The organism is Ekhidna algicida, assembly GCF_051379705.1.
Lineage (GTDB): Bacteria > Bacteroidota > Bacteroidia > Cytophagales > Cyclobacteriaceae > Ekhidna.
In genome coordinates, this window is record NZ_CP179868.1 from 420,902 (window position 1) to 444,528 (window position 23,627).

General features: G+C 39.8%; 23 protein-coding genes and 1 tRNA gene. 14 read left to right on the forward strand and 10 right to left on the reverse strand.

Annotated features, from left to right (window positions below; all coding sequences use genetic code 11):
• Positions 1-26: 26 nt before the first annotated feature.
• Positions 27-818 carry a DUF3108 domain-containing protein gene (locus ACL8WY_RS01660; RefSeq protein ID WP_436516554.1) on the reverse strand — a complete coding sequence of 264 codons (792 nt, stop codon included), beginning with the start codon at positions 816-818 and terminating at the stop codon, positions 27-29.
• A 50-nt stretch (positions 819-868) separates the two neighbouring features.
• Positions 869-1,681 (reverse strand): 2,3,4,5-tetrahydropyridine-2,6-dicarboxylate N-succinyltransferase, encoded by an 813-nt coding sequence (locus ACL8WY_RS01665; protein WP_436516555.1) that lies wholly within the window; start codon positions 1,679-1,681, stop codon positions 869-871.
• 24 nt (positions 1,682-1,705) lie between these two features.
• Here ACL8WY_RS01665 and ACL8WY_RS01670 point away from each other — a divergent pair, with 24 nt between their 5' ends.
• The 7 genes from ACL8WY_RS01670 (at position 1,706) to ACL8WY_RS01700 (ending at position 7,807) form a co-directional block, all read left to right on the forward strand.
• The gene (locus ACL8WY_RS01670) at positions 1,706-2,806 is read left to right on the forward strand and encodes a hypothetical protein (protein ID WP_436516556.1); all 1,101 of its coding nucleotides are present in this window, start codon (positions 1,706-1,708) and stop codon (positions 2,804-2,806) included.
• Between the two features lie 96 nt (positions 2,807-2,902).
• A complete protein-coding gene (locus ACL8WY_RS01675; protein WP_436516557.1) occupies positions 2,903-3,580 on the forward strand; it encodes a metal-dependent transcriptional regulator in 678 nt (225 codons plus the stop codon).
• Complete coding sequence (locus ACL8WY_RS01680) at positions 3,577-4,488, forward strand: metal ABC transporter solute-binding protein, Zn/Mn family (protein ID WP_436516559.1); 912 nt, start codon at positions 3,577-3,579, stop codon at positions 4,486-4,488. The genes ACL8WY_RS01675 and ACL8WY_RS01680 overlap by 4 nt, the downstream gene beginning before the upstream one ends.
• A gap of 10 nt (positions 4,489-4,498) precedes the next feature.
• Positions 4,499-5,314, forward strand: a complete 816-nt coding sequence (locus ACL8WY_RS01685; RefSeq protein ID WP_436516560.1) for a metal ABC transporter ATP-binding protein — start codon at positions 4,499-4,501, stop codon at positions 5,312-5,314.
• On the forward strand, positions 5,311-6,600 hold the full coding sequence (locus tag ACL8WY_RS01690) for a metal ABC transporter permease (RefSeq protein ID WP_436516561.1): 1,290 nt from the start codon (positions 5,311-5,313) through the stop codon (positions 6,598-6,600). Before ACL8WY_RS01685 ends, ACL8WY_RS01690 begins: the two co-directional genes overlap by 4 nt.
• Entirely contained in the window at positions 6,600-7,439 is an 840-nt protein-coding gene (locus ACL8WY_RS01695) for a metal ABC transporter permease (protein ID WP_436516562.1), read from the forward strand. The genes ACL8WY_RS01690 and ACL8WY_RS01695 overlap by 1 nt, the downstream gene beginning before the upstream one ends.
• Positions 7,436-7,807 carry a hypothetical protein gene (locus ACL8WY_RS01700; protein ID WP_436516564.1) on the forward strand — a complete coding sequence of 124 codons (372 nt, stop codon included), beginning with the start codon at positions 7,436-7,438 and terminating at the stop codon, positions 7,805-7,807. The genes ACL8WY_RS01695 and ACL8WY_RS01700 overlap by 4 nt, the downstream gene beginning before the upstream one ends.
• On the opposite strand, the gene ACL8WY_RS01705 is transcribed toward ACL8WY_RS01700, so the two are convergent.
• Positions 7,801-8,331 carry an adenine phosphoribosyltransferase gene (locus ACL8WY_RS01705; protein WP_436516566.1) on the reverse strand — a complete coding sequence of 177 codons (531 nt, stop codon included), beginning with the start codon at positions 8,329-8,331 and terminating at the stop codon, positions 7,801-7,803. The genes ACL8WY_RS01700 and ACL8WY_RS01705 overlap by 7 nt on opposite strands.
• 119 nt (positions 8,332-8,450) lie before the next feature.
• Between ACL8WY_RS01705 and ACL8WY_RS01710 the strand changes: the two genes are divergently transcribed.
• The 3 genes from ACL8WY_RS01710 (at position 8,451) to ACL8WY_RS01720 (ending at position 11,451) form a co-directional block, all read left to right on the forward strand.
• A complete protein-coding gene (locus ACL8WY_RS01710) occupies positions 8,451-8,837 on the forward strand; it encodes a hypothetical protein (RefSeq protein ID WP_436516567.1) in 387 nt (128 codons plus the stop codon).
• A gap of 81 nt (positions 8,838-8,918) precedes the next feature.
• Positions 8,919-10,151 carry a pyridoxal phosphate-dependent decarboxylase family protein gene (locus ACL8WY_RS01715; protein ID WP_436516568.1) on the forward strand — a complete coding sequence of 411 codons (1,233 nt, stop codon included), beginning with the start codon at positions 8,919-8,921 and terminating at the stop codon, positions 10,149-10,151.
• 112 nt (positions 10,152-10,263) lie between these two features.
• Positions 10,264-11,451, forward strand: coding sequence for a hypothetical protein (locus ACL8WY_RS01720; protein ID WP_436516569.1), 1,188 nt, complete (start codon positions 10,264-10,266; stop codon positions 11,449-11,451).
• Positions 11,452-11,479: 28 nt separating this feature from the next.
• On the opposite strand, the gene ACL8WY_RS01725 is transcribed toward ACL8WY_RS01720, so the two are convergent.
• Positions 11,480-12,718, reverse strand: coding sequence for an ABC transporter permease (locus ACL8WY_RS01725; RefSeq protein WP_436516570.1), 1,239 nt, complete (start codon positions 12,716-12,718; stop codon positions 11,480-11,482).
• A gap of 60 nt (positions 12,719-12,778) precedes the next feature.
• On the opposite strand from ACL8WY_RS01725, the gene ACL8WY_RS01730 reads away from it, so the two are divergent.
• Entirely contained in the window at positions 12,779-14,035 is a 1,257-nt protein-coding gene (locus ACL8WY_RS01730; protein WP_436516571.1) for an asparagine synthetase B, read from the forward strand.
• A gap of 22 nt (positions 14,036-14,057) precedes the next feature.
• On the opposite strand, the gene ACL8WY_RS01735 is transcribed toward ACL8WY_RS01730, so the two are convergent.
• Positions 14,058-14,657 (reverse strand): tRNA-(ms[2]io[6]A)-hydroxylase, encoded by a 600-nt coding sequence (locus ACL8WY_RS01735; RefSeq protein WP_436516573.1) that lies wholly within the window; start codon positions 14,655-14,657, stop codon positions 14,058-14,060.
• Positions 14,657-16,510, reverse strand: a complete 1,854-nt coding sequence (locus ACL8WY_RS01740; RefSeq protein ID WP_436516574.1) for a putative porin — start codon at positions 16,508-16,510, stop codon at positions 14,657-14,659. Before ACL8WY_RS01740 ends, ACL8WY_RS01735 begins: the two co-directional genes overlap by 1 nt.
• Positions 16,511-16,650: 140 nt before the next feature.
• On the opposite strand from ACL8WY_RS01740, the gene ACL8WY_RS01745 reads away from it, so the two are divergent.
• Entirely contained in the window at positions 16,651-17,745 is a 1,095-nt protein-coding gene (locus tag ACL8WY_RS01745) for a Nif3-like dinuclear metal center hexameric protein (RefSeq protein ID WP_436516575.1), read from the forward strand.
• Positions 17,746-17,753: 8 nt separating this feature from the next.
• On the forward strand, positions 17,754-18,539 hold the full coding sequence (locus ACL8WY_RS01750) for a zinc ribbon domain-containing protein (protein ID WP_436516576.1): 786 nt from the start codon (positions 17,754-17,756) through the stop codon (positions 18,537-18,539).
• Between the two features lie 65 nt (positions 18,540-18,604).
• Here ACL8WY_RS01750 and ACL8WY_RS01755 read toward each other — a convergent pair whose 3' ends face one another.
• From ACL8WY_RS01755 to ACL8WY_RS01765, 3 genes are read right to left on the reverse strand one after another with little or no spacing between them, the layout of a single operon-like run.
• Entirely contained in the window at positions 18,605-19,159 is a 555-nt protein-coding gene (locus tag ACL8WY_RS01755) for a 1-acyl-sn-glycerol-3-phosphate acyltransferase (protein ID WP_436516578.1), read from the reverse strand.
• On the reverse strand, positions 19,156-19,824 hold the full coding sequence (locus ACL8WY_RS01760; RefSeq protein ID WP_436516580.1) for a hypothetical protein: 669 nt from the start codon (positions 19,822-19,824) through the stop codon (positions 19,156-19,158). The genes ACL8WY_RS01755 and ACL8WY_RS01760 overlap by 4 nt, the downstream gene beginning before the upstream one ends.
• 5 nt (positions 19,825-19,829) lie before the next feature.
• Positions 19,830-20,774 (reverse strand): acetyl-CoA carboxylase carboxyltransferase subunit alpha, encoded by a 945-nt coding sequence (locus ACL8WY_RS01765; RefSeq protein WP_436516582.1) that lies wholly within the window; start codon positions 20,772-20,774, stop codon positions 19,830-19,832.
• A 130-nt stretch (positions 20,775-20,904) separates the two neighbouring features.
• On the opposite strand from ACL8WY_RS01765, the gene ACL8WY_RS01770 reads away from it, so the two are divergent.
• Positions 20,905-20,978, forward strand: a tRNA-Asp gene (locus ACL8WY_RS01770).
• A gap of 792 nt (positions 20,979-21,770) precedes the next feature.
• Here ACL8WY_RS01770 and ACL8WY_RS01775 read toward each other — a convergent pair.
• Positions 21,771-23,627 (reverse strand): DUF3858 domain-containing protein, encoded by a 1,857-nt coding sequence (locus tag ACL8WY_RS01775; protein ID WP_436516584.1) that lies wholly within the window; start codon positions 23,625-23,627, stop codon positions 21,771-21,773.

The following is a 23,627-nucleotide window of genomic DNA, read 5'->3' on the forward strand; positions in this document are numbered from 1 at the left end:
ATATAAAGTCGGCAAAAGTAGATTGATTATTCAAAATCAATGCCGCTTTTTACATTTTTATACGCAGTAAGTTCGCAATAGGCTGTGCCAAAGTTCATATCTGCGGCAACTTTAAGCGGAAGACGGTTTGCATCAGCTGAAATCCAGAACTTTACAGCGTTTTCTCCTTTGAAAACGTTATTCTTTTGCATAATGGGGATTACTTTATGACAATAGATATCACCAACTTTGGTATTAGTCATTTCTATTCCATGATATATCATTTCAAATTCGTAGAATTTTTTATCAAAGAACGCTTCTAATTGAATGGTATCGCCCTTTTCTAACCCTCTATAATCGATACTCCTTGCATGCATTAACCCGCCCATCATATCGAAATAGTTAGCCTCATCCAGATCAAAATACTTGGTTGGGCGAGGTGCTGGATCCGAAGCAGAAGAGCTTTCGACTCGCACTTCCATTGAGTCATAGTCAAAGTAGACTTTCTCGTCTAACCGGTAATCTCCCTCGGATAAATCTCTGTAGGAATAGTAAGGCAAAAATGTATTCTTATCTACAATAGCACCCCATCGGTCATCTACTTTCGAAAACACACCAGCCAAGCCAGCAGTTCTCCCATGCACGTTGATTTCTATGCACTCCTTGCCATCTTTCATTACGTATTCATCGGCAATTTTGAAACTGCCTCTGCCGATGGTGAACCACCCATATGAAAGTTTAAAATGAAGTTCTTCACCCTTACTAACTGGTTTCTCTTTCACTACCAGCGATTGGGCATTTGATACTAAACCAAGTAGAATCAATGTAAGCGTTTTCATGACTTTAAAAGTTGGTACTCCTTCCATCACTACAACTAAGATGCCATTAATTATACTGAGACATTGTTTTCCCTCAAAGCTTCGTTCAATGAAGTCTTTTTGTCGGTACTCTCTTTTCTTTGTCCGATGATTAGCGCACAAGGAACCTGATATTCTCCTGCCGGAAACTTTTTAGGGACCGTACCTGGAATAACCACCGACCTAGGGGGAACATAACCTTTATATTCTTTTGGCTCAGTACCAGACACGTCAATAATTCGCGAGCTCGCAGTGAGAACTACGTTTGCACCCAAAACAGCTTCTTTTCCTATTCTTACACCCTCTACTACAATACATCTGGATCCAATAAAAGCATTGTCCTCAATAATAACTGGGGCCGCCTGAACCGGTTCCAACACGCCACCAATCCCCACTCCTCCACTTAAGTGAACATTCTTGCCAATCTGAGCACAGCTACCCACTGTCGCCCATGTATCAACCATCGTTCCTTCATCTACGTAAGCCCCAATATTGACATAGCTTGGCATTAGCACAGTGTTTTTCTGAATGAATGCGCCATAACGAGCAATAGCATGCGGCACCACCCGAACGCCCAACTGATCATATCCTGATTTAAGCTTAATCTTATCGTGAAATTGGAAAGGTCCCACCTCAATCAATTGCATTTTCATCAAGGGGAAGTAGAGAATTACTGCTTTTTTTAACCACTCATTTACGATCCAATCGTCTCCAGAGGGTTCTGCAATCCTACGTTTTCCATTGTCAAGTTCTTCAATGACTGTTTTAACTGCTACTGAAACATCCTTTTTGTTCAGCAGAGATCTATCTTCCCATGCTTCCTCTACGAGGTTTTTTAATTCCATCTAATACCTAATATTTACAGTTATATGAAGAAAAAGATTGTGATTGCATCCGTGTTAAAGCCTGTAGACGATGTACGTGCCTACTGGAAGCTCTCCCAATCAATAGCGAAAACAAACAAATATGAAGTTAATATCATAGGAAATGAGGGGAAAAAACAGTCGTCGGACAAAAACATCAAGTTCTATCCTCACTCTGTAGAAAGATCTAATTGGCTAAAACGCTTGCTAATTAGAGAGCACATTTTACTTAAAGTACTTCGGATAAAACCAAATGTGCTCATCATTACGACTCATGAATTGATCAATACAGCTCTCGTTTGCAAAATATTACTTGGCTGTAAAGTGATTTACGATGTTCAGGAAAACTATCGTAAAAACGTAGAATTCATCAGTACTTCACCATTCAGAAGTCTCATTTCCTCGTTGATCTATTTTAAAGAAAAGTTTGTTGGTAGGCTATTCATTGATACTTATTGGTTAGCCGAAAGCTGCTATAAAGTAGAGCTATCCTTTATAGGCAACAGGTACGTCGTTTTAGAAAATAAAGCCTTTGAACATAGCTATAATCCGCGTGATTGGTCGAAAATTCATATGGTATTTTCAGGCACTATTTCTGAATATGGAGGAGTGAGAAGAGCCATTGATTTATTCATTGAGCTATCCGAAAAAACGGAATATATATCGCTATTGATCATTGGTCAGATACATGATCTCTCATTAGAGAGTTGGCTAAAAGACAGGCAAAAAGAGTATCCTGAATTGAGGCTCAATATATCGCAGAAACCTATTTCCCACGAAGAAATCTTGGAGGCAATAACGCAATCAAATCTAGGAGTGATTGCCTATAAACCCACTATTGTAAATAAGGATAAAATTCCAACTAAGCTGTACGAATATTCCAGATACCAACTCCCATTTCTTGTCCAGAAAAATACAATGTGGAGCAAGCACGGTAGTCAAATGGGTGGTGCCATTCCCGTAGACTTTTCTAACATCGACAAAGAAAACATTTTAAAGATTTTAGAAAAACCAGATCAATTATTCCCAAATCAGTATCCTGAGGAAGCGACTTGGGAATTTGAATCACAGAAATTAATACAATCACTTAATGATTTAATGAAATAGAATTAAGCTATCTGATTAATAGGTATTTATACCATCATTAATATATCATACTAAATATTTTTTTAGATTAATCTAAATATTATTTAGCTTTGCATCATGGTTTCAAAACTGAGTTTTACCGAAGAAAATTACCTTAAGGCCATTTACCACCTTTCCGCTGACGGTCATGACAGTGTGAATACAAATGCATTGGCTGAAAGCATGAATACCACTCCTGCATCCGCCAACGATATGGTAAAAAGATTGGCTCAAAAAAACTTAATTGGTTATCAAAAATATAAGGGAGCTACCCTACTCAATAAAGGCAAAAAAACAGCACTAACTATTGTCAGAAAACATCGACTTTGGGAAGTTTTTCTTGTTGATAAATTAGGCTTCAAATGGGATGAAGTGCATGAGATTGCAGAACAACTCGAGCATATAAAATCTCCGGATCTGATCAAACGATTGGATAAGTTTTTGGGATTTCCCACAATGGATCCTCATGGTGATCCAATTCCCAATGAAGATGGTGTGATGAAAGAAACCAGACGAGCTTCAATTACTGAGGTAGCCATTCACTCAAAAGGCATTGTGGTAGCTGTCAATAATGATGACACATTACTACTCCAACACCTAGATTCTCTCGGAATAAAACTTGGCTCTCGAATAGATATTCTAGATCGAATGGATTTTGATGGATCCGTTTCTATTTCAATAGATGAAGGACCCAAGCAGTTCTTATCAAAACCAGTTGCCGAAAACCTCATGATCACACTTGTAGAAACAAAATGAAGAACCTATCGCTTATACTTTTAGGAATACTGGCAATCTTCAGCTGTAGTTCTAAAACGGAACAGAAGAATGAAAAACCACATGTAGTAGCTACGACAGGCATGCTTTACGACGCAGTAATAAATATTGCCGGTGATAAGGTTACAGCGGAGGCAATCATGGGGCCTGGAGTGGATCCACATTTATACAAAGCCACACAAGGTGATCTTGCAAAGTTTAATAAAGCAGATATGATCATTTATAATGGTATTCTGCTTGAAGGTAAAATGAGTGAAATCTTGAAGAAGCTTGGGCGCCAGAAACTAACCATTGCAGCTGCTGAGTCAATTCCAAAGGAGATGTTGATGTCAGCAATTGGCTATCAAGATGCATATGATCCGCACGTTTGGTTTGATATATCCAGATGGAAATATGCAGTAAAATCTATCAGCCACGCGCTCATTCAACTTGATTCCGCAAATCAGCAATACTATGAAGCCAATACACAAAAGTATTTTTTAGCTTTAGATAGCCTAGATCAATATGTCAAGACCCGAATTAATGAAATCCCTGAAAACCAGCGTATCCTGATAACCGCTCATGACGCCTTTACTTACTTCGGAGATGCCTATGGAATGCGAGTTGAAGGCCTTCAGGGTGTCTCTACAGTTGCCGACTTTGGATTAAAGGACATTGCTGAACTTATTGATTTGATCATTGAAAACAATATCAAAGCCATTTTTGTAGAAACGAGCGTTTCGGAGAAATCAATTAATGCCGTCGTGACCGGTTGTCAGGAGAAAGGTCATGATGTCAAAATTGGTGGATACCTCTATTCCGATGCGATGGGAGAATTTGGAACAGAAGAAGGAACCTATGTCGGTATGTTTAGAAAGAACATTGAAACCATTGTAAACGCACTTAAATAAATCGCAGCTTATGACAGATTCGACAGCCAATAGTTTTGTAAAACAGGTAGAAAATCCAGCATTGGAAATTCATGATCTAACTGTCAGCTACGATAAAAAACCAGTACTCTGGGGCATCGACCTTTCCATCCCAAAAGGTGCCCTATGTGGTATAATCGGCCCGAACGGTGCAGGAAAATCTACACTGATCAAGGCTGTAATGGACTTGGTAGACATGAACTCCGGCTATGTTAAGATATTTAATCAAACACTCGATGAGGTGCGAAAAAAGGTAAGCTATGTGCCTCAGCGCGAATCGGTAGATTGGGATTTTCCCGCATCGGTACTTGATGTGGTACTTATGGGGCGTTATGCCAATCTTGGCTTATTCAAAAACCCACGAAAGGCTGACAATGAAGCCGCAATGAAAGCTTTGGAAATGGTAGGCATGGACAAATACGCTAAACGCCAAATTTCCCAGTTATCCGGCGGGCAGCAGCAACGGGTCTTTCTCGCAAGAGCTCTCACCCAAAACGCCGACATCTATTTTCTAGATGAACCCTTCGCTGGTGTGGATGCGGCCACCGAGAAAGCTATATTCAGAATTCTCCAGGATCTGTCCAAAGAGGGCAAAACCATAATCGTCGTTCATCACGACCTGCAATCAGTCGAGAGCTACTTTCAATGGGTGATTTTATTGAACCTAAGACTTGTTGCATCAGGTCCTACCAAAGAAATCTTCACACCTTCCCTACTGGAAGAAACTTACGGTGGTAAGCTGACCTTGTTAACTGAAGTCGGTGAGCTCGTCCAAAAAGGTGAGTTTAAAGCACGAGAAAAACAATGATGGAAACACTGATTGAATTCTTCTCCTTTCAGTATCCCAATATCAAATATGTGGTTTTCGGCACCATCCTGCTTTCCATAAGCTCAGCGGTCGTTGGCTGCTTCACCTTTATAAAGAAAAAATCACTTGTCGGAGACGTGATCTCTCATGCAGTTTTACCTGGCATTTGTATTTCATTTTTAGCATCCGGCAGCAAAGATCCATTCTTACTAATCATTGGTGCATTTGTTTCCGGATGGCTATCGATATTGGTAATGGATGCTATTATCCAAAACACGAAGATTAAAGAAGATGCGGCGACAGGGCTTTCATTGTCCGTATTTTTTGGTGTTGGAATCTTGCTTCTTACATTTATACAACATTCTGGTAATGCCTCTCAAAGTGGCTTAGATACCTTTCTTTTTGGAAAAGCTGCAGCGCTGGTTGGTAAAGACTTATTGGCTTTCAGCATCATAGCTATTATTGTCCTGATCACGGTTTTCTTTTTCTATAAAGAATTCAAACTCATCAGCTTTGATCCTCAGTTTGCAAAGGTTATTGGATTGCCAATTAAGCGGCTGGAGATGATTCTCACCTCAATAACCGTTCTTGCGGTTGTTACGGGTATACAAGCAGTTGGTGTGGTTTTAATGGCTGCTATGCTGATCACTCCTGCTGCTGCTGCACGCTTCTGGACGAATCGTCTATCCAGAATGATATTACTTGCTTCAGTCTTTGGGGCATTTTCAGGAATCAGCGGAGCATTTATTTCATACAGCGCACCTTCCATGCCTACCGGCCCTTGGATGGTCATGATACTTTCCATCATCGCATTGACATCATTCTTTTTTGCTCCGGAGAAAGGAATACTTATTCGCCAATGGAGAAGGTTTACAATTAGAAAACAGCTGTTGGAAGAAAACCTCCTAAAAACATTTTATAGAATCGGAGAAAACAGCGGGGAACATTTCAACACGGTGGCAATCGACGATTTACAACTAATTCGAAACTTCTCTCCCGCTCAATTAACTAAAGGATTGAGGAAACTGAGAGTCAATGGCTATGTAAGTCGCAGTGAAAATTCCTGGTTCCTCACGAATGAGGGTTTTGAAAAAGGTAAACGCATTACACGTCTTCATCGCTTGTGGGAACTTTACCTAACCAAATACTTACGAATTGCTCCGGACCATGTACATGAAGATGCGGATACCATTGAGCATGTGATTACACCTGAACTGGAAGCACGTTTGGAGAAATTATTAGAATACCCTACTTCGGATCCACATCAATCAGAAATTCCCAAATAATGGATGCTTTTTGGATCATATTGACCGGTTCCTTAGTTGCAGTCAGTTGCGCCATTTTAGGCTCTTTTCTGGTGTTGAGGAAAATGTCTATGGTGGGTGATGCCATCTCGCATTCTGTATTGCCTGGTATTGTGATCGCCTTTTTAATTGCCGGAAGTATGCAATCCATCTGGATGCTGGTTGGCGCGGGAATCCTTGGCATTCTAACCACATTTCTCATTGAGTTTTTTCACCAAAAAGGCAGGCTTCAAACAGACGCTTCAATTGGGGTAACCTTTACCTGGTTATTTGCTCTAGGTGTAATCTTAGTGACCTATTATGCAGGTAATGCCCACATAGATCAGGATTGCATTCTTCACGGTGAGATTGCGTACGTCCCTATTGATTTGATTTATGACGCAGACGGAAATGCCATTGGACCAAAAGCTGTAATTATTCTAAGTGTCGTTCTGCTAATTATTCTACTATTCGTAATTCTATTCTACAAAGAGCTCTTCATCACCACATTCGATACATCATTTGCAAAAGTGGTGGGCATATCCACCAATAAGTGGCACTATGCCTTGATGGGATTAGTATCACTAACAACCGTAGCATCTTTCGAATCCGTTGGAGCCATCTTAGTAGTGGCTTTGCTGATTGCTCCAGCTGCATCTGCATATCTCATAACCAATCAGCTCAAAGTAATGTTAATACTGAGTTCGGTCTTTGGTATCCTCAGTGCGTTCTTTGGATATTGGCTTAGTTACCTTCTAGATGGATCTATTGCCGGCGCAATGGTCACGGTTACAGGTGTTATTTTCGCTATCTGTTATATGATTGTCCGATTAAAAAAATGAAAAACAGCTTATACCTACTTGTTCTAGTTTTCCTTTCCTCTTGCTACAACTCTTTGTCTATTGAAGACTTTGATAAAGATCAATGGATCAATTATGAGAAAGGTTGCAGCACCTACCGGATGGAAAAGGCACAACTCATTGTTGACAATCAAGACGTGTTGCTAAAAGGGACACAAAATGAGATAGAAAGTATCCTCGGCAAAGCAGTGGAGCATGAATTGTATGAGCGAAACCAGAAGTTCTTTCACTATCGTCTCACTCCTCCTGACTCCTGCGGTGAGTATGAAACAATCAAATATCTTTCTGTCAGATTTAATGCAATTGGTCGAGCTAATCTCGTTCAGATTATGCTGAGAGAACCTCAATAAGTTATCAGTGAATGAATGTTTGAGCTGTACTTATTTAATTCATCTTTTCCTTTGAGAAACCCTAGCTCAACCAAGAACGAAAACCCAGCAATCTCACCTCCAGACATTTTGATCAACTCAGCTGCCGCAATCGCAGTACCTCCTGTCGCTAGCAGATCATCATGGATGAGTACCCGTTGACCACCCAGAATCGCGTCTTTATGAATTTCTACTTCTGCTGAACCATATTCCAGGTCATATTTATAAGCCAAAGTTTCAGCAGGTAATTTTCCTTTCTTTCTAATTGGAATAAAAGGAATTTCTAAAAGTTGCGCCAGCGAATTTCCCCATATGAATCCACGTGATTCAATTCCTACCACTACATCTAATTCATAAGTACTCCAATATTCAGCAAATGCATGAGTGATCTCCTTGCTCAATGCCACGTCCTTTAAGAGCGGGGTTATGTCTTTAAACATAATTCCAGGTTTAGGGAAATCCGGAATCGTTCGTATCGATTTTGTAATTCTTTCTTGAAGATTCATTGATGGGAAAAAAATAGGTTTTAAAATTGAGGCACAGTATTTGAAAAAGACTTAGCTAAAAAACGTAAACAACATGAAACATCCAATTTGTTAGTTTCATGAACCGCAAACTATTAGACATGAAAAAGCTATATACCACACTCATTATCCTATTTGTCGCACTAGGTTCGGCAAATGCCCAAAAACTCTCCAAGCTGGAGCAAATCCTTCAATCCAAGCAGAAATGGTCTGTTATGGATGTGAAAAGTAAGCGTCCCTATTTCGAGATTGGCGAAACGTTTACGATCCGAATAGATCGCAAATTTTATCACGATCGAAACAACTATGCTAAACTTGGTGGAGAGTGGTCACTAGATGGTAGCAAGCTTATTCTTACCTATGATTCTTTCACAGAGGAGCGCAGAAGAATACCTTATGTATATAAAATTAAGAAATGGGGAAGCAACGGCTTCAGACTCTCCTATCGAAATAAATACAATAAGAAAGAAAAAGTATACTTGAAATAATGAGAGCCCCACATGGGGCTTTTTTTATGGCTATTGAATTTAGTTGCATTAACAACTATTTTTGCAAAAAGATCACTAATTATGTATTGGGATTCATATAGTCATAAAGAAATCAAACAGACCATATTTAAGGCGCTGGAACATAATCTGGATTACAGACAAAAGACTGTTTTAGGATTGCCAGCATCTTTTCTGGACACAGAGGTTTTCTACCATGATGCGCCATTCTTAAAAGACGCCCCCTTCCTCTCAGCAATGATTGCTAATCCAAATCATATTGGCTGTCACACGCTAAACGAATCTGAAGCTGCCTTCGAAGGCACGCAGAAAATTGAGGCAGAACTTATAAATCTGTGCGCTAAGGAAATCTTTGGTGGTCAGGATATTGGCTATGATGGCTATGTAGCTTCAGGAGGTACGGAAGCCAACATTCAGGCTATTTGGGTTTTGAAAAGATACTATGAGCAGGAATTCAATGCTCAACCAAAAGACATAGCTCTTGTTTACACAGAGGATGCCCATTATTCCATGCCCAAGGCGGCCTCACTACTAAGTTTGGAAAGCCTGGTTTTACCTGTTGATAAGGAAACTAGGGCAATATCCGATGAAGCACTTGAACTCTTTAAGGAGGCACAAACCGACGGTAAAAAACACTTCATTATAGTCCTAAACATGGGCACCACCATGTTTGGGTCTGTTGATGACATTGATCCTGTCACTGCATGGGCAAATGAACTAAACATGGATTACAAAATTCATATTGACGGTGCTTTTGGTGGTTTTATCTATCCATTCTCAGATCCTAATTCTAAACTGACCTTCAATCATCCACAGATTAATTCCTTCACTTTGGATGGACATAAGATGTTGCAATCTCCTTATGGAACAGGGATTTACATAACCAGGAAGGGATATATGGACTATGCGCTCACAGAAGAAGCAAACTATGTAAAAGGAAAGGACTACACGCTGGTTGGGAGTCGATCGGGTGCCAACTCCATTGCCGTCTGGATGATCATGCGAACGTATGGTTCTGAAGGATGGAAAATGAAAATCAAGAAGTTGCTCGAGAAAACGAACCGCCTTTGTGATCAATTATCAGATATGGGTGTTGAATTCTATCGAAATCCGTTCATGAATATTGTGACGATGAAAGCATCACAAATTGACCCACATGTAGCCAAAGAGTTCATGTTGGTGCCGGATACTCATGATAGCCATCCAAACTGGTACAAAATTGTAGTCATGGATCACGTCACTCAAGGACAGTTAGATCGCTTCCTTTTACAAATTCAGAGAACGGTAATGGTTTAAATAGTAGAATTTCTTGGATTTCCTTAAAACAAATAGGTAAGGTTTCAACATCTTTTTCAATTATACAGTTACACATAAGTTTATATATTTATATAAAACTTAACGTAACATCATGAAAAAGATCACCTTATTATTCTTAGCTCTTATTTTTTGTTTTTCATGCGAGGAAACAGCAGAAAACATTAAACCAATTGATGAAAAATCATCGCTAGAAGATGAAAGCATACATTTACTAAGGCCACGCCTTCCGGGGGCAGAAGCTACGGTATTTCTTCAAGTTCAAAATCTAAATGTACCCTTTGGAACCGGTATTACGGTTGTTTACACAGCAGCTGGAACCTCAAGAATCAGACTTTATTTGGAAAGACGCAGGGTTCGTCAATATCCATTTGGGTTAACCTCGCATTATTTCAGTGGAGTTCCCGAAACGCAGAAAGTATTTCTGCAAACATTAGAATTTACTAACGATGTTAACTCAGGAACCGTAATCATTAACCAGCCACCCAACATCTACTATGATAATAATTATGTAATCAAAGCATATGACAATTCGAATAGTGTTTTACTAGCTACTTCTAATCAATTTACTATTGGAAATCATGGATTATCATTAGCTACAGTCAATTCAAGCACGAAATTCTACGAAAATAGTCCTGGATTAGTTAACTATTCTTCAAATATGGATCCATACACACTAATGATCATTGAGATTAACAGGCCTGGTGAAAAAATTAAAAGATTCGTTACAAATAATATTAGTTCAGACTTTCAAATCTATGGATTCACCTCTCGCAATTATTGGGGAGGCATTAGTTTAATAGGAAAGCTGAGTGATCTAAAGGCCGGAGACATTAATGATGTTCTATTTCCTCCATTGACCAATATTTTCTCAAACACTGATTATATCATTAAAATTTATCCTTATGGATATTCCAACATAAGTGATCAAATATCAAATATTGAGTTTGTGGAAAGTAAAACCGAGTGGAATACTCCTCAAACTCCTTACTTGACTCAAAAGACCTATAGTGCTATTTCTAACAATCTTTTCATGGACTCACGACATCCCGCGACTCACCCTTACGGAAAACTTCGGTATGACCTTTATTTAAATGGTAAATTCTATAAAGTACTTTCAGGACCTACAACAAATGGTTATTCGCTCCATTTGCCCTTGCTGAAATATTATAATTCAAGTCCATATGCTATTTGGCGAGTAAAAGCTACTTATGTTGATTCGAATGGATATATGAGCAATATTTCGTCTATGATATACATTAATCCAAGTTGGCTTAACTAAACAATAGATTCATTGAGGTTGGAGTTACTTACTCGAACCTCAATGAATCTATTGGATCAAGTTTAGAAGCTTTGTAGGCAGGAATGTATCCTGAAATAAGTCCTACTACGATACCGATTGTGACAGCCACAAACATCCAAAGCCATGGTACAACAAAACCTGAATTAAATATAAAAATTGATGTAAGGTTTCCTATGGCCATTCCAAGAACAATTCCGCCGACACCTCCCATTTGGCAAATCACAATTGCCTCGATCAAAAATTGCTGGCGTATTTTTAGCGGGGTAGCGCCTAAAGCTTTCCTTACACCGATCTCTCTGGTTCGCTCAGTTACAGATACCAGCATAATATTCATGAGACCAATCGAAGCTCCAATGAGCGTGACGAATCCGATTGTAAAACCACCTGCTCTTAGATATCCGGTAATTTCCCCCATTCGCTCAGCCAAAGACTTACTTGCAGAAAGTTCGAAAGAATCTTCCTCTCCTGGCCTATCCTGACGAATAGCACGCATCAATCCTCTCGCAATACCCATGGCATTGTCCATTTGAGTTGGATCTGGTACAGAAACTGCTATCTCGTATCCAAAATTTCTTTCTGGGGCAATTATTCGTGCGGTTTGCATTGGGATAATGATCGTACGATCAATGTTTGAATTTCCACTTGCTCCTCCTTGTTCTGCAATTGTACCGACTATACGGAATTTAGATCCCATCAAACTAATTTTCTTACCCACAGGGCTTTCGTTCTCATCAAACAACTCGTCAATCACATCACTCCCAACCAAAGCAACATAGCTACCATTTAAACTTTCATTAGCTGAGAAAGGTCGTCCATTATCTACATCGTATCCATCTACGGTCAAGTAGTTTTCATCACCACCTCGAACAATTTGGTTTGGATTGGTAACCTTAGATTCATATTTCACTTCAGCCTGGCCAGTGATTACCGTATAAATTGATACTACGCCAGGTCCTTCATATTTCTCCTTAAATGTGAGAAGTTCATGATAAGTAACCTTGGGATATGTTTTCTCCTTTTTACCATCTGATGAGCCGCGTGAACGCCTTTTATCTTCAATATCAAAAGTATTTGCTCCCAAGCTTGAAAAGCTGCTGTTGATAGAACTTTGAATACCATCAATAGCCGTGAGAATACCAACCAATGAAGTGATACCAATAGAAATAATAGCGGCAGTCAGAAAGGTTCTAAGCTTATTAGCTTTGATTGACTTGATCCCTTCTTTGATGTTTTCTTTAATGTTCATTGGTTGACTTTAGTAAAACACAAGGTTTTGATTAACGTTGTATACACAAAAGTGATGCATATGAGGGGAATATTGTTACTAATTTTCTTAAATGTCTGTATAGCCAGTCAGGCGGCATATATCCTTATCCCAATGGATGAGACCCAATCCAATCATCTCAAGGCTTACGGAATCGCTTATTGGGTTCTAACCAAAGAGGTTGAGGTGGATTGGATGCTCAATTATAAAGGAGGAAGTTTCATGGTAAAGCACCTTCAGGCATTTGAAAATGAGTGTATTATACGAGGAGTATCTTATCAGATAATTTCAGATGCCGAGGCAAACGATATTCTCAATGTTATTGCCAGTCCTTCATCAAACATGGATGTGATGAAACTGGAGAAGTTTCCCAAGATTGCTGTGTACTCTCCGAAAAGCAAGCAGCCATGGGATGATGCTGTCACATTGGTTTTATCGTATGCTGAGATTCCATATGATGTGATCTTCGATGATGAAATCATGGGGGAAGAACTTCCCAAATATGATTGGCTTCATCTGCACCATGAAGATTTTACAGGACAGTATGGCAAGTTTTATCGGGCTTATCATCACTTTCCATGGTATCAACAGCAACAGCGAGAATACGAAGAGTCAGCCAAAAAACATGGATTCAATAAGGTTTCTCAATTAAAGCTGGCAACCGTTAAAAAAATCAAAGGTTACGTAGCAAGTGGCGGATTTCTATTCGCTATGTGCTCAGCCACAGATACTTACGATATTGCCCTTGCCGCTGAAGGTTTAGATATTGTAGAGAGTATTTATGATGGTGATCCAGCAGACCCCCGTGCCCAATCCAAACTGGATTTTGATAAAACAATGGCCTTTGAAAATTTCACTATCGAACGGGATCCGATGAGGTACGAGTATGCAAACATTGATAATCAAGCCAATGAACGTGGCCTGGTTGAAAACAACGACTACTTCACGCTTTTTGAGTTTTCGGCAAAGTGGGACCCAATCCCAACCATGCTCACTCAGAATCATCAAAAAATTGTACATGGTTTTATGGGGCAGACGACCGGTTTTAAGAAGCAGCTGGTTAAAGGTGATGTAATTGTAATGGGGCAAACGCCAAGTATTAGTGAAGCCAAATACATCCATGGAATCCTAGGGCGTGGATTTTGGACCTTCTACGGAGGTCATGATCCGGAAGACTATCAGCATTTTGTGAATGAACCACCTACAGACTTGAATTTGCATCCTAATTCTCCAGGTTATCGATTGATTTTGAATAACATCCTATTTCCGGCTGCTAAGAAGAAAAAGCAGAAAACATGATTTAGCAAATGAGTAATTGGAATCAGTGCATGCGGTCTGCTCGTGGAGTAAGCTCCAGCATAATCTTTGCCTCCTCACTTAGAAAATACTTCCAGCGTTCTTCAACTTTTTTCTCCGGCAAGTATTCCTTCGCTAGCTCAATAAAATTATGATAGTGACCCGCTTCCGAAACCATCAGATCATAGTAGAATCGTTGAAGTTCCTCGTCTGCTAGGTTTTTCCAAAGCAGCTTAAAACGTTCACAGCTTCGGGCTTCTATCAAAGCATTCAGAAGGAGTCGTTCTACCAGCTGCTCATCTCTGGTTCCTCCTTTCTTCATGATTCCGTTCAGTCTCGAAACGTATTCGTCTTTTCTAGCTTTGCCAAGACTGAAACCCCTTTTCTTTAAATGCTCAATCACCCGCTCAAAATGTGCCCATTCTTCTGCAACAACAGGTGTGAGTACATCTATCAATTTTTCCCTCTCCGGAAACATGATGATCAATGATATGCAGGATGAGGCTGCCTTTTGCTCGCAATATGCATGGTCTACCAAGATATCTTCGATGTTTTTCTCAGCGATATTGACCCAACGAGGATCTGTTGGCAATTCAAGTCCAAGTGTGGTTTTCGAAGTATCCATTAGTCAAAAAACATCCATCTAACAGTCAAATCAATTACTTTTCGTTGCCCTGGATAGTTTGGCGTTACGAAATAGCCATTATCCTGAGGTTGATTAACATGTGTCCATTTGAGGGCAAAAAAGAACTTATCGATCTTCATATTGATAAAAATATCGGCCGCAACATATCCGAACACCTCTTGTTCATTTTGCAAATAAAATTGTTGAATCTCCGGTGCATATGCATTTCCAAAATATGATGATCGACCATGTGAATCTATTCCGATTTCGACTGGAACAAGATCCTTAAACCAATTCCCTCGCCAGAAAAATCTTCCATTATAAAATAGGTCAGGCACGCGCAGTTTGTCAGAATCTCCACCGGAAACATTAGAGACTAGCACTTCATTTTCTAAATGCCAACCCTCCTTTTTATTATTCAAAAAGCGAAAATTGAAGTCTCCACCAACTGAAGATAAGAGAACGCCATCGGCAGCCTGAGCTGGCTCAATTTCCTCATCGAAGTATATGAAGTTATTATATGCTGTCAGACTCACTTTTGGCTTTATCTCAAATGATTTCACTTTGAGATTCAACTGTCCTTCAAGCTTATTGCTAAATACAGAGCTGAAATTATTGTGCCATTCGTGATGATTCCCGAAGTAATCTGAATAAACGAATGGAACATTAAATTTCATTGAGTTATAAGACAAATTGATTAGATCACTTGATAGTGTTCCACCAAACTGATACTCTCCACCTACGAGATATTCTGCATTGCCTGTGACCGCAAACTTTTCTTTCCAATTGAATCTGACATATCCACCAAGGTATTTTTCAACGGTCTCTTCACCCGGGTCGTATAATAAGTATTGCCAATCAATAGATCTTAATCGCGCATAAAATCTGTAGAAAACAGAAGATACATTTCCCTTTATACCCGCTTCATTGGATAATGAAGTAAAAACATTTCTTTCTTGCGTTGAATCAGGATCAATTAAAAAATCCTGATAAAAGTCGGTGTATGAATCATATCCACCGGATATGCTACCGGAAAAGTCTTTGTAAACATTTGTTTCCTTCCGGTAATCAAAAATGTGGTACAGCTGAAACTGTTTGGCAATCTGATAATCTTGATATACATGCCATCGATTGGTTTTAATGATACCTTGTGCATCTTCGAGTCGAACCAGTGCATTATCGAAGAGGAAGAAGTCTGTTTGCAATGAATCTGAAGTAGGTCTGGCACCTCCCAATTCCACCACCTTATGGCTCATACTTGTATAGTTAGCAGCGATCTGGTACGGAGCTTTAGGATGTTTGTAATGTGTATAACCTGCGAATGTGGTTCCTATCACCTGGCGATCTGTCCTGCTTTCGGGTGCTAATTGCTTATTGGTTGTGATCTTTTTTATATCAAAGCCAATATTCCAATTGGGATTTACATTTCGTGAAAACCCTAAAGAGACAATATTTCTATTTCCTCCACCCAGATATACAAATAGATCCATGAACGGTGACTTTGTGTCAAAGTACTTTATATCAGAAGGCTGATATTCATATCTACTGTAAGCGTTAAACCCGGATGTCCGTCCAAAAAGTCTCTGAGGCGTATAGAATATCGGGAAAAGCGCAGTTCCAAAACTGCCAAGATCTTGAAATCGTCTACCAGATCGATCGTAAAAAGACTGGCGTTCAAAAAGGTAAATGGAAGTATCTAAACTTTGATAAGCTTCCAGATTGTTGAGCAGGTTATTTTCAGTGGTGTATACCGTAGTATTGGGACCGTACACCAATTTGGTGGAATCATCTACTATTTGAGCAGACAATCCAGCTATAAGACAAAACGTTATAAGAAATAAAGTAACTCGCACGCGCAAATTTAATGATTGCTTTTTATGGAAAAGAGACATTTACAAAAAGCATTCCGAATATGAATTAATTAATATTAATACAGTTTAAATCTCGCCCTAGGATCACCTATTATTGTATGAAAACTTGACCTTCTTTTCTCATGCAAATTAAAGACATCACACACTTTCTGGAATCATGGGCTCCATTGAGTCTTCAGGAATCATATGACAATTCAGGCTTGCTCATTGGCGAAAATGATGATTCAATTAATCAAGCCTTGGTCACGCTTGATATCACAGAAGAAGTAATTGATGAAGCCATCGCTACTAAAAGTGATCTCATCATCGCGCATCATCCTTTCATTTTCAGAGGCGTCAAGCGAATTGGTAATAGACATTGGATTGACCGATGCATAAGAAAAGCAATTAAGCATGACATTGGTATCTATGCCATTCACACCAATCTTGACAATGTATATACCGGTGTTAATCACAAGATTGCCGAAAAATTAGGCCTCCAGAAAACTTCAATATTGCGACCGAAAAGTGAAACCTTATCAAAAGTGACAGTTTTTGTTCCTACGGCAGATAAAGAAACTGTTCTCTCCGCCATGTTTGCGGCGGGTGCAGGTAATATTGGAAACTATGACCATTGCAGCTTTCAAGCAGAAGGAACAGGAACCTTTCGCGGAAATGAATCCAGCAACCCAACAATTGGAGAGCAAGGAAAGGATGAGCAGGTGAATGAAACAAGAATAGAAGTATTAGTTGCCAATCATCAGCTTGGTGCGGTCTTATCAGCTATGAATCAGTCACATCCCTATGAGGAAGTGGCTCACTACATTCATCCGCTCACAAACGTGAATCAAGAAGTGGGTTCCGGAATGATCGGTGAACTAGACGTAGCAATGAAAACAGAAGATTTTCTAGCTTATTTAAAGAATCAGATGGATTTGCAAGTGATTCGCCATACGGAATTGGTCAACAAAGAAGTAAAAACTGTGGCCTTATGTGGTGGATCCGGAAGCTTTTTACTAAACAAAGCGATTCGCAAAAAAGCAGATATTTTCATCACCGGAGACTTTAAGTATCACGACTTTTTTGAAGCCAATGGAGACATTATAATTGCGGATATCGGGCACTATGAAAGTGAAGTATTCACGAAAGAATTAATACTGGATGCATTAACTAAAAATTTCACTAAGTTTGCGTTCCGTTTGTCGAAGGTAGACACGAATCCGATCAAATATCTATAGAAAACTGAATGGAAAATACAGTAGCTAAAAAGCTGGAAGCTTTAGAAAAACTACAGACACTAGACTCAAAAATTGATGAGATAAAAAAAATCAGGGGCGCACTCCCTGAGGAGGTTCAGGATCTGGAAGATGAAATAGCAGGATACCAGACTCGTATTGAAAAACAAAACGAGGAGCAGAAAGCATTAGAAGAAGCAATATCCGCCAATAAGACCGCCATCAAAGACGCTGAAAAGCTGATCAAGAAATACGAAGAGCAGCAAATGAACGTACGAAACAACCGTGAGTACGATGCTATCACCAAGGAGATGGAATTGCAGCAGTTGGAGATTCAAATTCTTGAAAAGCGAATCAAAGAGTCTCATGAAAAAATCGATGTGAAGAAGGAAGAGATGGGTGAAACCAAGGGCATTCTTTCTGAGCGTGAGAAAGATCTTAAGAGTAAAAAAGAAGAGCTTGCCAATATCGTAAAGGAATCTGAAGCTGATGAGCAGAAGATGGAAAAAGACCGTAACAAAGCCACAAAGAGTGTGGAGGATCGGCTTTTAAAATCTTATGAAAAGGTGAGACAAAACATGCGTAATGGTCTGGCAGTAGTTCCTGTGAAAAGAGGCGCATGTGGCGGGTGTTTCAACGTAGTACCACCTCAAAAGCAAGCTGAAATCAGAGAGAAGAAGAAGATCATCGTGTGTGAGCACTGTGGAAGAATTCTTGCCGATGTGGAAGATGTAGTTGAGGAAGAAGTGAAGCCAAAAAGAAGAACAACAAGAAAGAAAGCAACTACTAAGAAGTAGATTATACAAGACTCAAAAGAAAAAGGCTACCAATTTGGTAGCCTTTTTTATTGTCTTTCCATTTTCTATCGAACACCATCTTCAGGATTTTTACCGGTAAACTGTCTGAAATAGTCCTTGATTTCTTCCATCTCTTTTTCCATATCTCCAGATGGATAAAATGGCTCATCTACATACACTGTCTTTGTGGGGTAATCAAAGCCAATCTTCACGATGGGAACTCCGGCATCCGTTGCGATACGATAAAAACCCGTCTTCCATTTGGGCGAATAGCTTCTTGTGCCTTCCGGGGTAATGGTCATAATGAATTCATCACGCTCTTTGTACAGATCTACTACCTGCTGTACCAATTGCGTGCTTTTTATCTTATTCTTACGATCTACGGGCACCCCACCAATCGAAGAAAGGAACCAACCGACAAGAGGGATTTTGAACAATTCTTTCTTAGCTAGAAAATTGGGATAAAAACCTATGACGTTTCTTGCTCCCCAGCCAACAAAGAAATCAAAATTACTCGTGTGTGGAGCGACTATAATGACGTACTTTTTTACCTCAGGTTTTGTTCCCTGCACCTTCCATCCAGAGAGTTTATATAAACTTGATAATATCCACTTGATCATTCCAATCCTTCTTCTAATTGATACTCATTGATTAGATCTCTTAAGACCTTAGCTTCTTCTAAAGCGGATTCGTATTTTCGAATCTTATTGGATACGAATGCTATGTATAAAGAAAATATTACGACTGCCTCAGAGTTTTCTTTCTTATACCATCCACTCTTATTACCCACGAAATATTCACTATTTCTAATGAACCACGGGGTGACCTGATCCATTAGAAACTCCACATGAAATTCTCCTTGAGCAACTAATTCCTTCGAAGTATTCTGATAAGCTAGTATCTTCTTTTTCAACTCAAAATCGCTTATCAAATCAAGTTTGCCGGATGAAATCAAGCTGTTAATTGTAATGTTAGTAGGTGAATAGTTATTGACATCAAAGAAAACATTCAACTTGCTGCCAAGGCTGTCCTCTCCCACCTTTTCTGTGATCATTTGAAGCGTTTCTTGCATCTCTTCCAGCTTGCGCTTGTTATCAGGGATTTGATAGGAATCGAAAGTGTAGATATCATCCTCTACCTCATCAAGAATGGCAGTTAAATTCTCTCTAAATGCATTATTTACTTTCGCTTGCTCAGACCTATTTGAAATAATGAACGCTAGAGACACACCTAGTATAACAGCTAGAAAATTTAGGATATGGTCTGTCCAGCGCGAGATTTTCATTCAGTCTATTTGTATGACCCCATTGCCGAGAACTTATCTATTCGCTGATTGATTCGTTCTTGTGGCTTCAATGCTGAAAGGTCTTTTAGCTCTTTGAGAATCACTTTTTTCAGCTCTATGGAGCTCTTGTTTAAATCTGTATGTGCTCCTCCAAGTGGTTCTTTGATAATGCCATCTATCAATTTATTTTTCAGCATGTCTTCAGCTGTGAGCTTGAGTGCTTCCGCTGCTTGCTCCTTATAGTCCCAGCTTCTCCAAAGGATTGAGGAACAGGACTCAGGAGAGATTACCGAGTACCAGGTATTTTCCATCATTAACACGCGATCACCAATTGCAATACCCAAGGCACCTCCTGAAGCGCCCTCTCCTATTACTATACATATCACAGGAACTTTGAGCATCGTCATCTCTTTCAGATTTCTGGCGATTGCCTCTCCCTGACCTCTTTCTTCAGCTTCCAAGCCAGGAAAGGCTCCAGGAGTATCGATAAGAGTTACAATAGGTTTGTTGAACTTCTCCGCCATCTTCATGAGTCGCAATGCTTTTCTGTATCCTTCAGGATTGGCCATTCCGAAGTTTCGCATCTGACGTTGCTTCGTGGATCTCCCCTTCTGCTGACCGATGAACATTACCGTCTGGTTTCCAATATTTCCAAAGCCTCCAACCATGGCCTTATCATCCTTGACTGTACGATCTCCGTGCAACTCGATAAAATCGTTGGTGATCTCGTAGATGTAATCCAACGTGTAAGGTCTTTCGGGATGACGAGAAAGCTGTACCCTCTGCCACCTGGTCAGGTTGCTAAACGTCTCCTTTTTCAATTTCACAATTTTCTTCTCCAATTGATCTACTGTGGCCGTCACATCAACGTCGCTGGTTTTAGCCAGTTCTTTCATGTCAGTGAGTTTGGATTCTAGCTCGGCAATTGGTTTTTCAAAGTCTAATAACATAGGATTGAATTTGCTGTGACAAACTTACTCTGAAAGGATTAAACGGGTTTAAAATATTCTGAAGAAAAATAAGTTTAAGCTATTGTTTAGGAAAATAGAAGCTTTTACTTTTGCAACGCTTTTGTAGCACGGTCCGGTAGTTCAGCTGGTTAGAATGCCTGCCTGTCACGCAGGAGGTCGCGGGTTCGAGTCCCGTCCGGACCGCTAAAAGCACAAAACCCATCTCTTTTTGAGGTGGGTTTTTTTGTTGGTGGAGGTCGAGGGTTCGACACTGCGCGTGCCGGTACCCGTCCGGACCGCTAAAAGCATAAAACCCATCTCTTTTTGAGGTGGGTTTTTTTGTTGGTGGAGGTCGAGGGTTCGACACTGCGCGTGCCGGTACCCGTCCGGACCGCTAAAAGCATAAAACCCATCTCTTTTTGAGGTGGGTTTTTTTGTTGGTGGAGGTCGAGGGTTCGACACTGCGCGTGCCGGTACCCGTCCGGACCGCTAAAAGCATAAAACCCATCTCTTTTTGAGGTGGGTTTTTTTGTTGGTGGAAGTCGAGGGTTCGACACTGCGCGTGCCGGTACCCGTCCGGACCGCTAAAAGCATAAAACCCATCTCTTTTTGAGGTGGGTTTTTTTGTTGGTGGAGGTCGAGGGTTCGACACTGCGCGTGCCGGTACCCGTCCGGACCGCTAAAAGCATAAAACCCATCTCTTTTTGAGGTGGGTTTTTTTGTTGGTGGAGGTCGAGGGTTCGACACTGCGCGTGCCGGTACCCGTCCGGACCGCTAAAAGCACAAAACCTATCTCTTTTTGAGGTAGGTTTTTTTATTTGTGGAAGGGGCTAGTTACTTTCTCTCAAAGAGAACAAAATTGATATTTGCCAATTTTTTATGAATGCCTGTTGAATCATTTTGACCAAACAAATGCATGGAAATAAAGAAGAGAGTATTAAGCCTACAATTACGTTTTTATCATAGCTCAACTAAATATTGATGCAGAAATCCTCTTTAAGTTTTGGATGACAAAACCATTTTCTTTCGATCTAGTTTTTCAATCTTATCCTTGAATTCAAGAAAACGCTCGAATTCATCGCCCTCATAGACTCCTTTTTTAAGTATCAGCTTACGATTTATTACTATTTGATTCCCCTTTTGGGTAGCTGTATACTCATAGCTTCCATACTGTTCAGCAATCTTTACATCCTGTGGTGCAAAGGTCAACCAGTAGTTCTCCGGCAAATCAACAACCACGGTTTCATCTGTTGTGAATCCTCTTCTCACTTCCATATATTTCGTTATCTCATTCGGATCCACATAATGATCAATTGCCTGAAGCATGTTGTTAGGAACCACAATTTTATCGCCTACTTTTTTTGCCAAATTATTTATTTGTAAATCATAATTTGTTGTAAAAGTTGCCTCGTTGGAATTTTCGTTGACATTAAATTCTTTTATCGTAAAGTCTGAATAATCAAATTGGGAGTAGTTGTATTGCTCTACCTGACTTTCTGTGAAGTATTGATATCTCTGTAGTTGATCAAAAAAAACACCTGAATGATTTACTGAGACATTTAAGGAAGCATTCCCCTCGCTATCGAGCTTAATATTGGCTTGTTTTTGATACACATTTTCTCGTTCGCTGTATACCGGAGTTTTTATCATTTTGCTCTTCCCTTCATCAATCCACAGTACGTTTCTATCATCAGTGAATGAGCCAATATAGCCGGATGGTATTGATTGGCTTGTACACTCCAACAATATGGTATCGGATGCCGTGGGCACTCCCAAAAACACATGATTAAATTGATTACTCGGGAAGTTATCATTAACGTCCGGCACATCGTTTCCGGCTTTCACCAAAATATAATTAGACTCAACGCCCTTATACCTCAACATTGCTTTCATGTAGTTAGTCAATGCTTTGCACTCTCCATACCCTTTTTCATCCACAAAATCTGCAGGTAATGATTGAAATCCGCCTATTCCAAGCTGAATGGATACATACCTTGTCCGATCCTGCATATAGGAGTAGATTGTATCAACCATCGACTTGACTGGTAAATCGGGTGGTAAACTATTCAGGAAGGTCTCAGTCTTTGAAAGCAATTGGTCTCTATCTTGATTAAGTTTTAAAAACCAGTCTCCAAATTCTGTCCAGGAACCCATGCTACCCTCATTCCCGTCCAATATGAATTTATCCGGAGCTAAATAAACCTTGGGCTGACTCTTATAAAATGACTTGTAGTCTACATTATTATCAACTGCGCCCAGATCTGACACACTCCATGTGTAAGATTTTTTTCTCTTCAAATTAAGTTCCTCAGCTTCGTTGATTCTTGGCTCACCAATGTTTTCACCCATGTATCTGATATCATATTCCTTTTGTGTTATGACTTCCAGGGTACTAAGATCAACTGAAGTATTAAAGTTGCTTTGAGGAACCCAGGTTGGTAGATTAAGGAAGCCATCATGATCAAAAAATGTTTTTATTTCCACCTTGAAGGGGAAATTTTTGTACTCAGGGTCCAAAACAATGTAGTTACCGTCTCCAGTTTCAAATGATTGAGAAAGTGCAAAGGTATTGACCTGACTCATGCCTAAGGATTTGATCTTCTTCCCCGACATATCTTTTATTGTCACTTGAATGCTGACCAATTCTCTAAACTGATCTTCATAATTTACGAATACAGCATTTCTATATCCTTTTTCATTATAAATTATCGTAGATGATTCACTTATTACATCAAGGTCATTAGGGTTCTCAATGTTTATCGTGAGCTTTGAATACTCGATTCTGGCATTTTCTTGCTGTGCTGACAGGATAAAAGAACCTATCAAACACCATGTGAAAAGTAAATTCCTCAT

Coding starts and splice junctions, on each gene's coding strand:
- ACL8WY_RS01760 (WP_436516580.1), bottom strand. CDS start 19,824: ATGAAAATCTCGCGCTGGACAGACCATATCCTAAATTTTCTAGCTGTT.
- ACL8WY_RS01715 (WP_436516568.1), top strand. CDS start 8,919: ATGTATTGGGATTCATATAGTCATAAAGAAATCAAACAGACCATATTT.
- ACL8WY_RS01775 (WP_436516584.1), bottom strand. CDS start 23,627: ATGAGGAATTTACTTTTCACATGGTGTTTGATAGGTTCTTTTATCCTG.
- ACL8WY_RS01660 (WP_436516554.1), bottom strand. CDS start 818: ATGAAAACGCTTACATTGATTCTACTTGGTTTAGTATCAAATGCCCAA.
- ACL8WY_RS01735 (WP_436516573.1), bottom strand. CDS start 14,657: ATGGATACTTCGAAAACCACACTTGGACTTGAATTGCCAACAGATCCT.
- ACL8WY_RS01685 (WP_436516560.1), top strand. CDS start 4,499: ATGACAGATTCGACAGCCAATAGTTTTGTAAAACAGGTAGAAAATCCA.
- ACL8WY_RS01710 (WP_436516567.1), top strand. CDS start 8,451: ATGAAAAAGCTATATACCACACTCATTATCCTATTTGTCGCACTAGGT.
- ACL8WY_RS01765 (WP_436516582.1), bottom strand. CDS start 20,774: ATGTTATTAGACTTTGAAAAACCAATTGCCGAGCTAGAATCCAAACTC.
- ACL8WY_RS01705 (WP_436516566.1), bottom strand. CDS start 8,331: ATGAATCTTCAAGAAAGAATTACAAAATCGATACGAACGATTCCGGAT.
- ACL8WY_RS01745 (WP_436516575.1), top strand. CDS start 16,651: ATGCAAATTAAAGACATCACACACTTTCTGGAATCATGGGCTCCATTG.
- ACL8WY_RS01730 (WP_436516571.1), top strand. CDS start 12,779: ATGAGGGGAATATTGTTACTAATTTTCTTAAATGTCTGTATAGCCAGT.
- ACL8WY_RS01675 (WP_436516557.1), top strand. CDS start 2,903: ATGGTTTCAAAACTGAGTTTTACCGAAGAAAATTACCTTAAGGCCATT.
- ACL8WY_RS01680 (WP_436516559.1), top strand. CDS start 3,577: ATGAAGAACCTATCGCTTATACTTTTAGGAATACTGGCAATCTTCAGC.
- ACL8WY_RS01695 (WP_436516562.1), top strand. CDS start 6,600: ATGGATGCTTTTTGGATCATATTGACCGGTTCCTTAGTTGCAGTCAGT.
- ACL8WY_RS01720 (WP_436516569.1), top strand. CDS start 10,264: ATGAAAAAGATCACCTTATTATTCTTAGCTCTTATTTTTTGTTTTTCA.
- ACL8WY_RS01750 (WP_436516576.1), top strand. CDS start 17,754: ATGGAAAATACAGTAGCTAAAAAGCTGGAAGCTTTAGAAAAACTACAG.
- ACL8WY_RS01725 (WP_436516570.1), bottom strand. CDS start 12,718: ATGAACATTAAAGAAAACATCAAAGAAGGGATCAAGTCAATCAAAGCT.
- ACL8WY_RS01665 (WP_436516555.1), bottom strand. CDS start 1,681: ATGGAATTAAAAAACCTCGTAGAGGAAGCATGGGAAGATAGATCTCTG.
- ACL8WY_RS01755 (WP_436516578.1), bottom strand. CDS start 19,159: ATGATCAAGTGGATATTATCAAGTTTATATAAACTCTCTGGATGGAAG.
- ACL8WY_RS01700 (WP_436516564.1), top strand. CDS start 7,436: ATGAAAAACAGCTTATACCTACTTGTTCTAGTTTTCCTTTCCTCTTGC.
- ACL8WY_RS01670 (WP_436516556.1), top strand. CDS start 1,706: ATGAAGAAAAAGATTGTGATTGCATCCGTGTTAAAGCCTGTAGACGAT.
- ACL8WY_RS01690 (WP_436516561.1), top strand. CDS start 5,311: ATGATGGAAACACTGATTGAATTCTTCTCCTTTCAGTATCCCAATATC.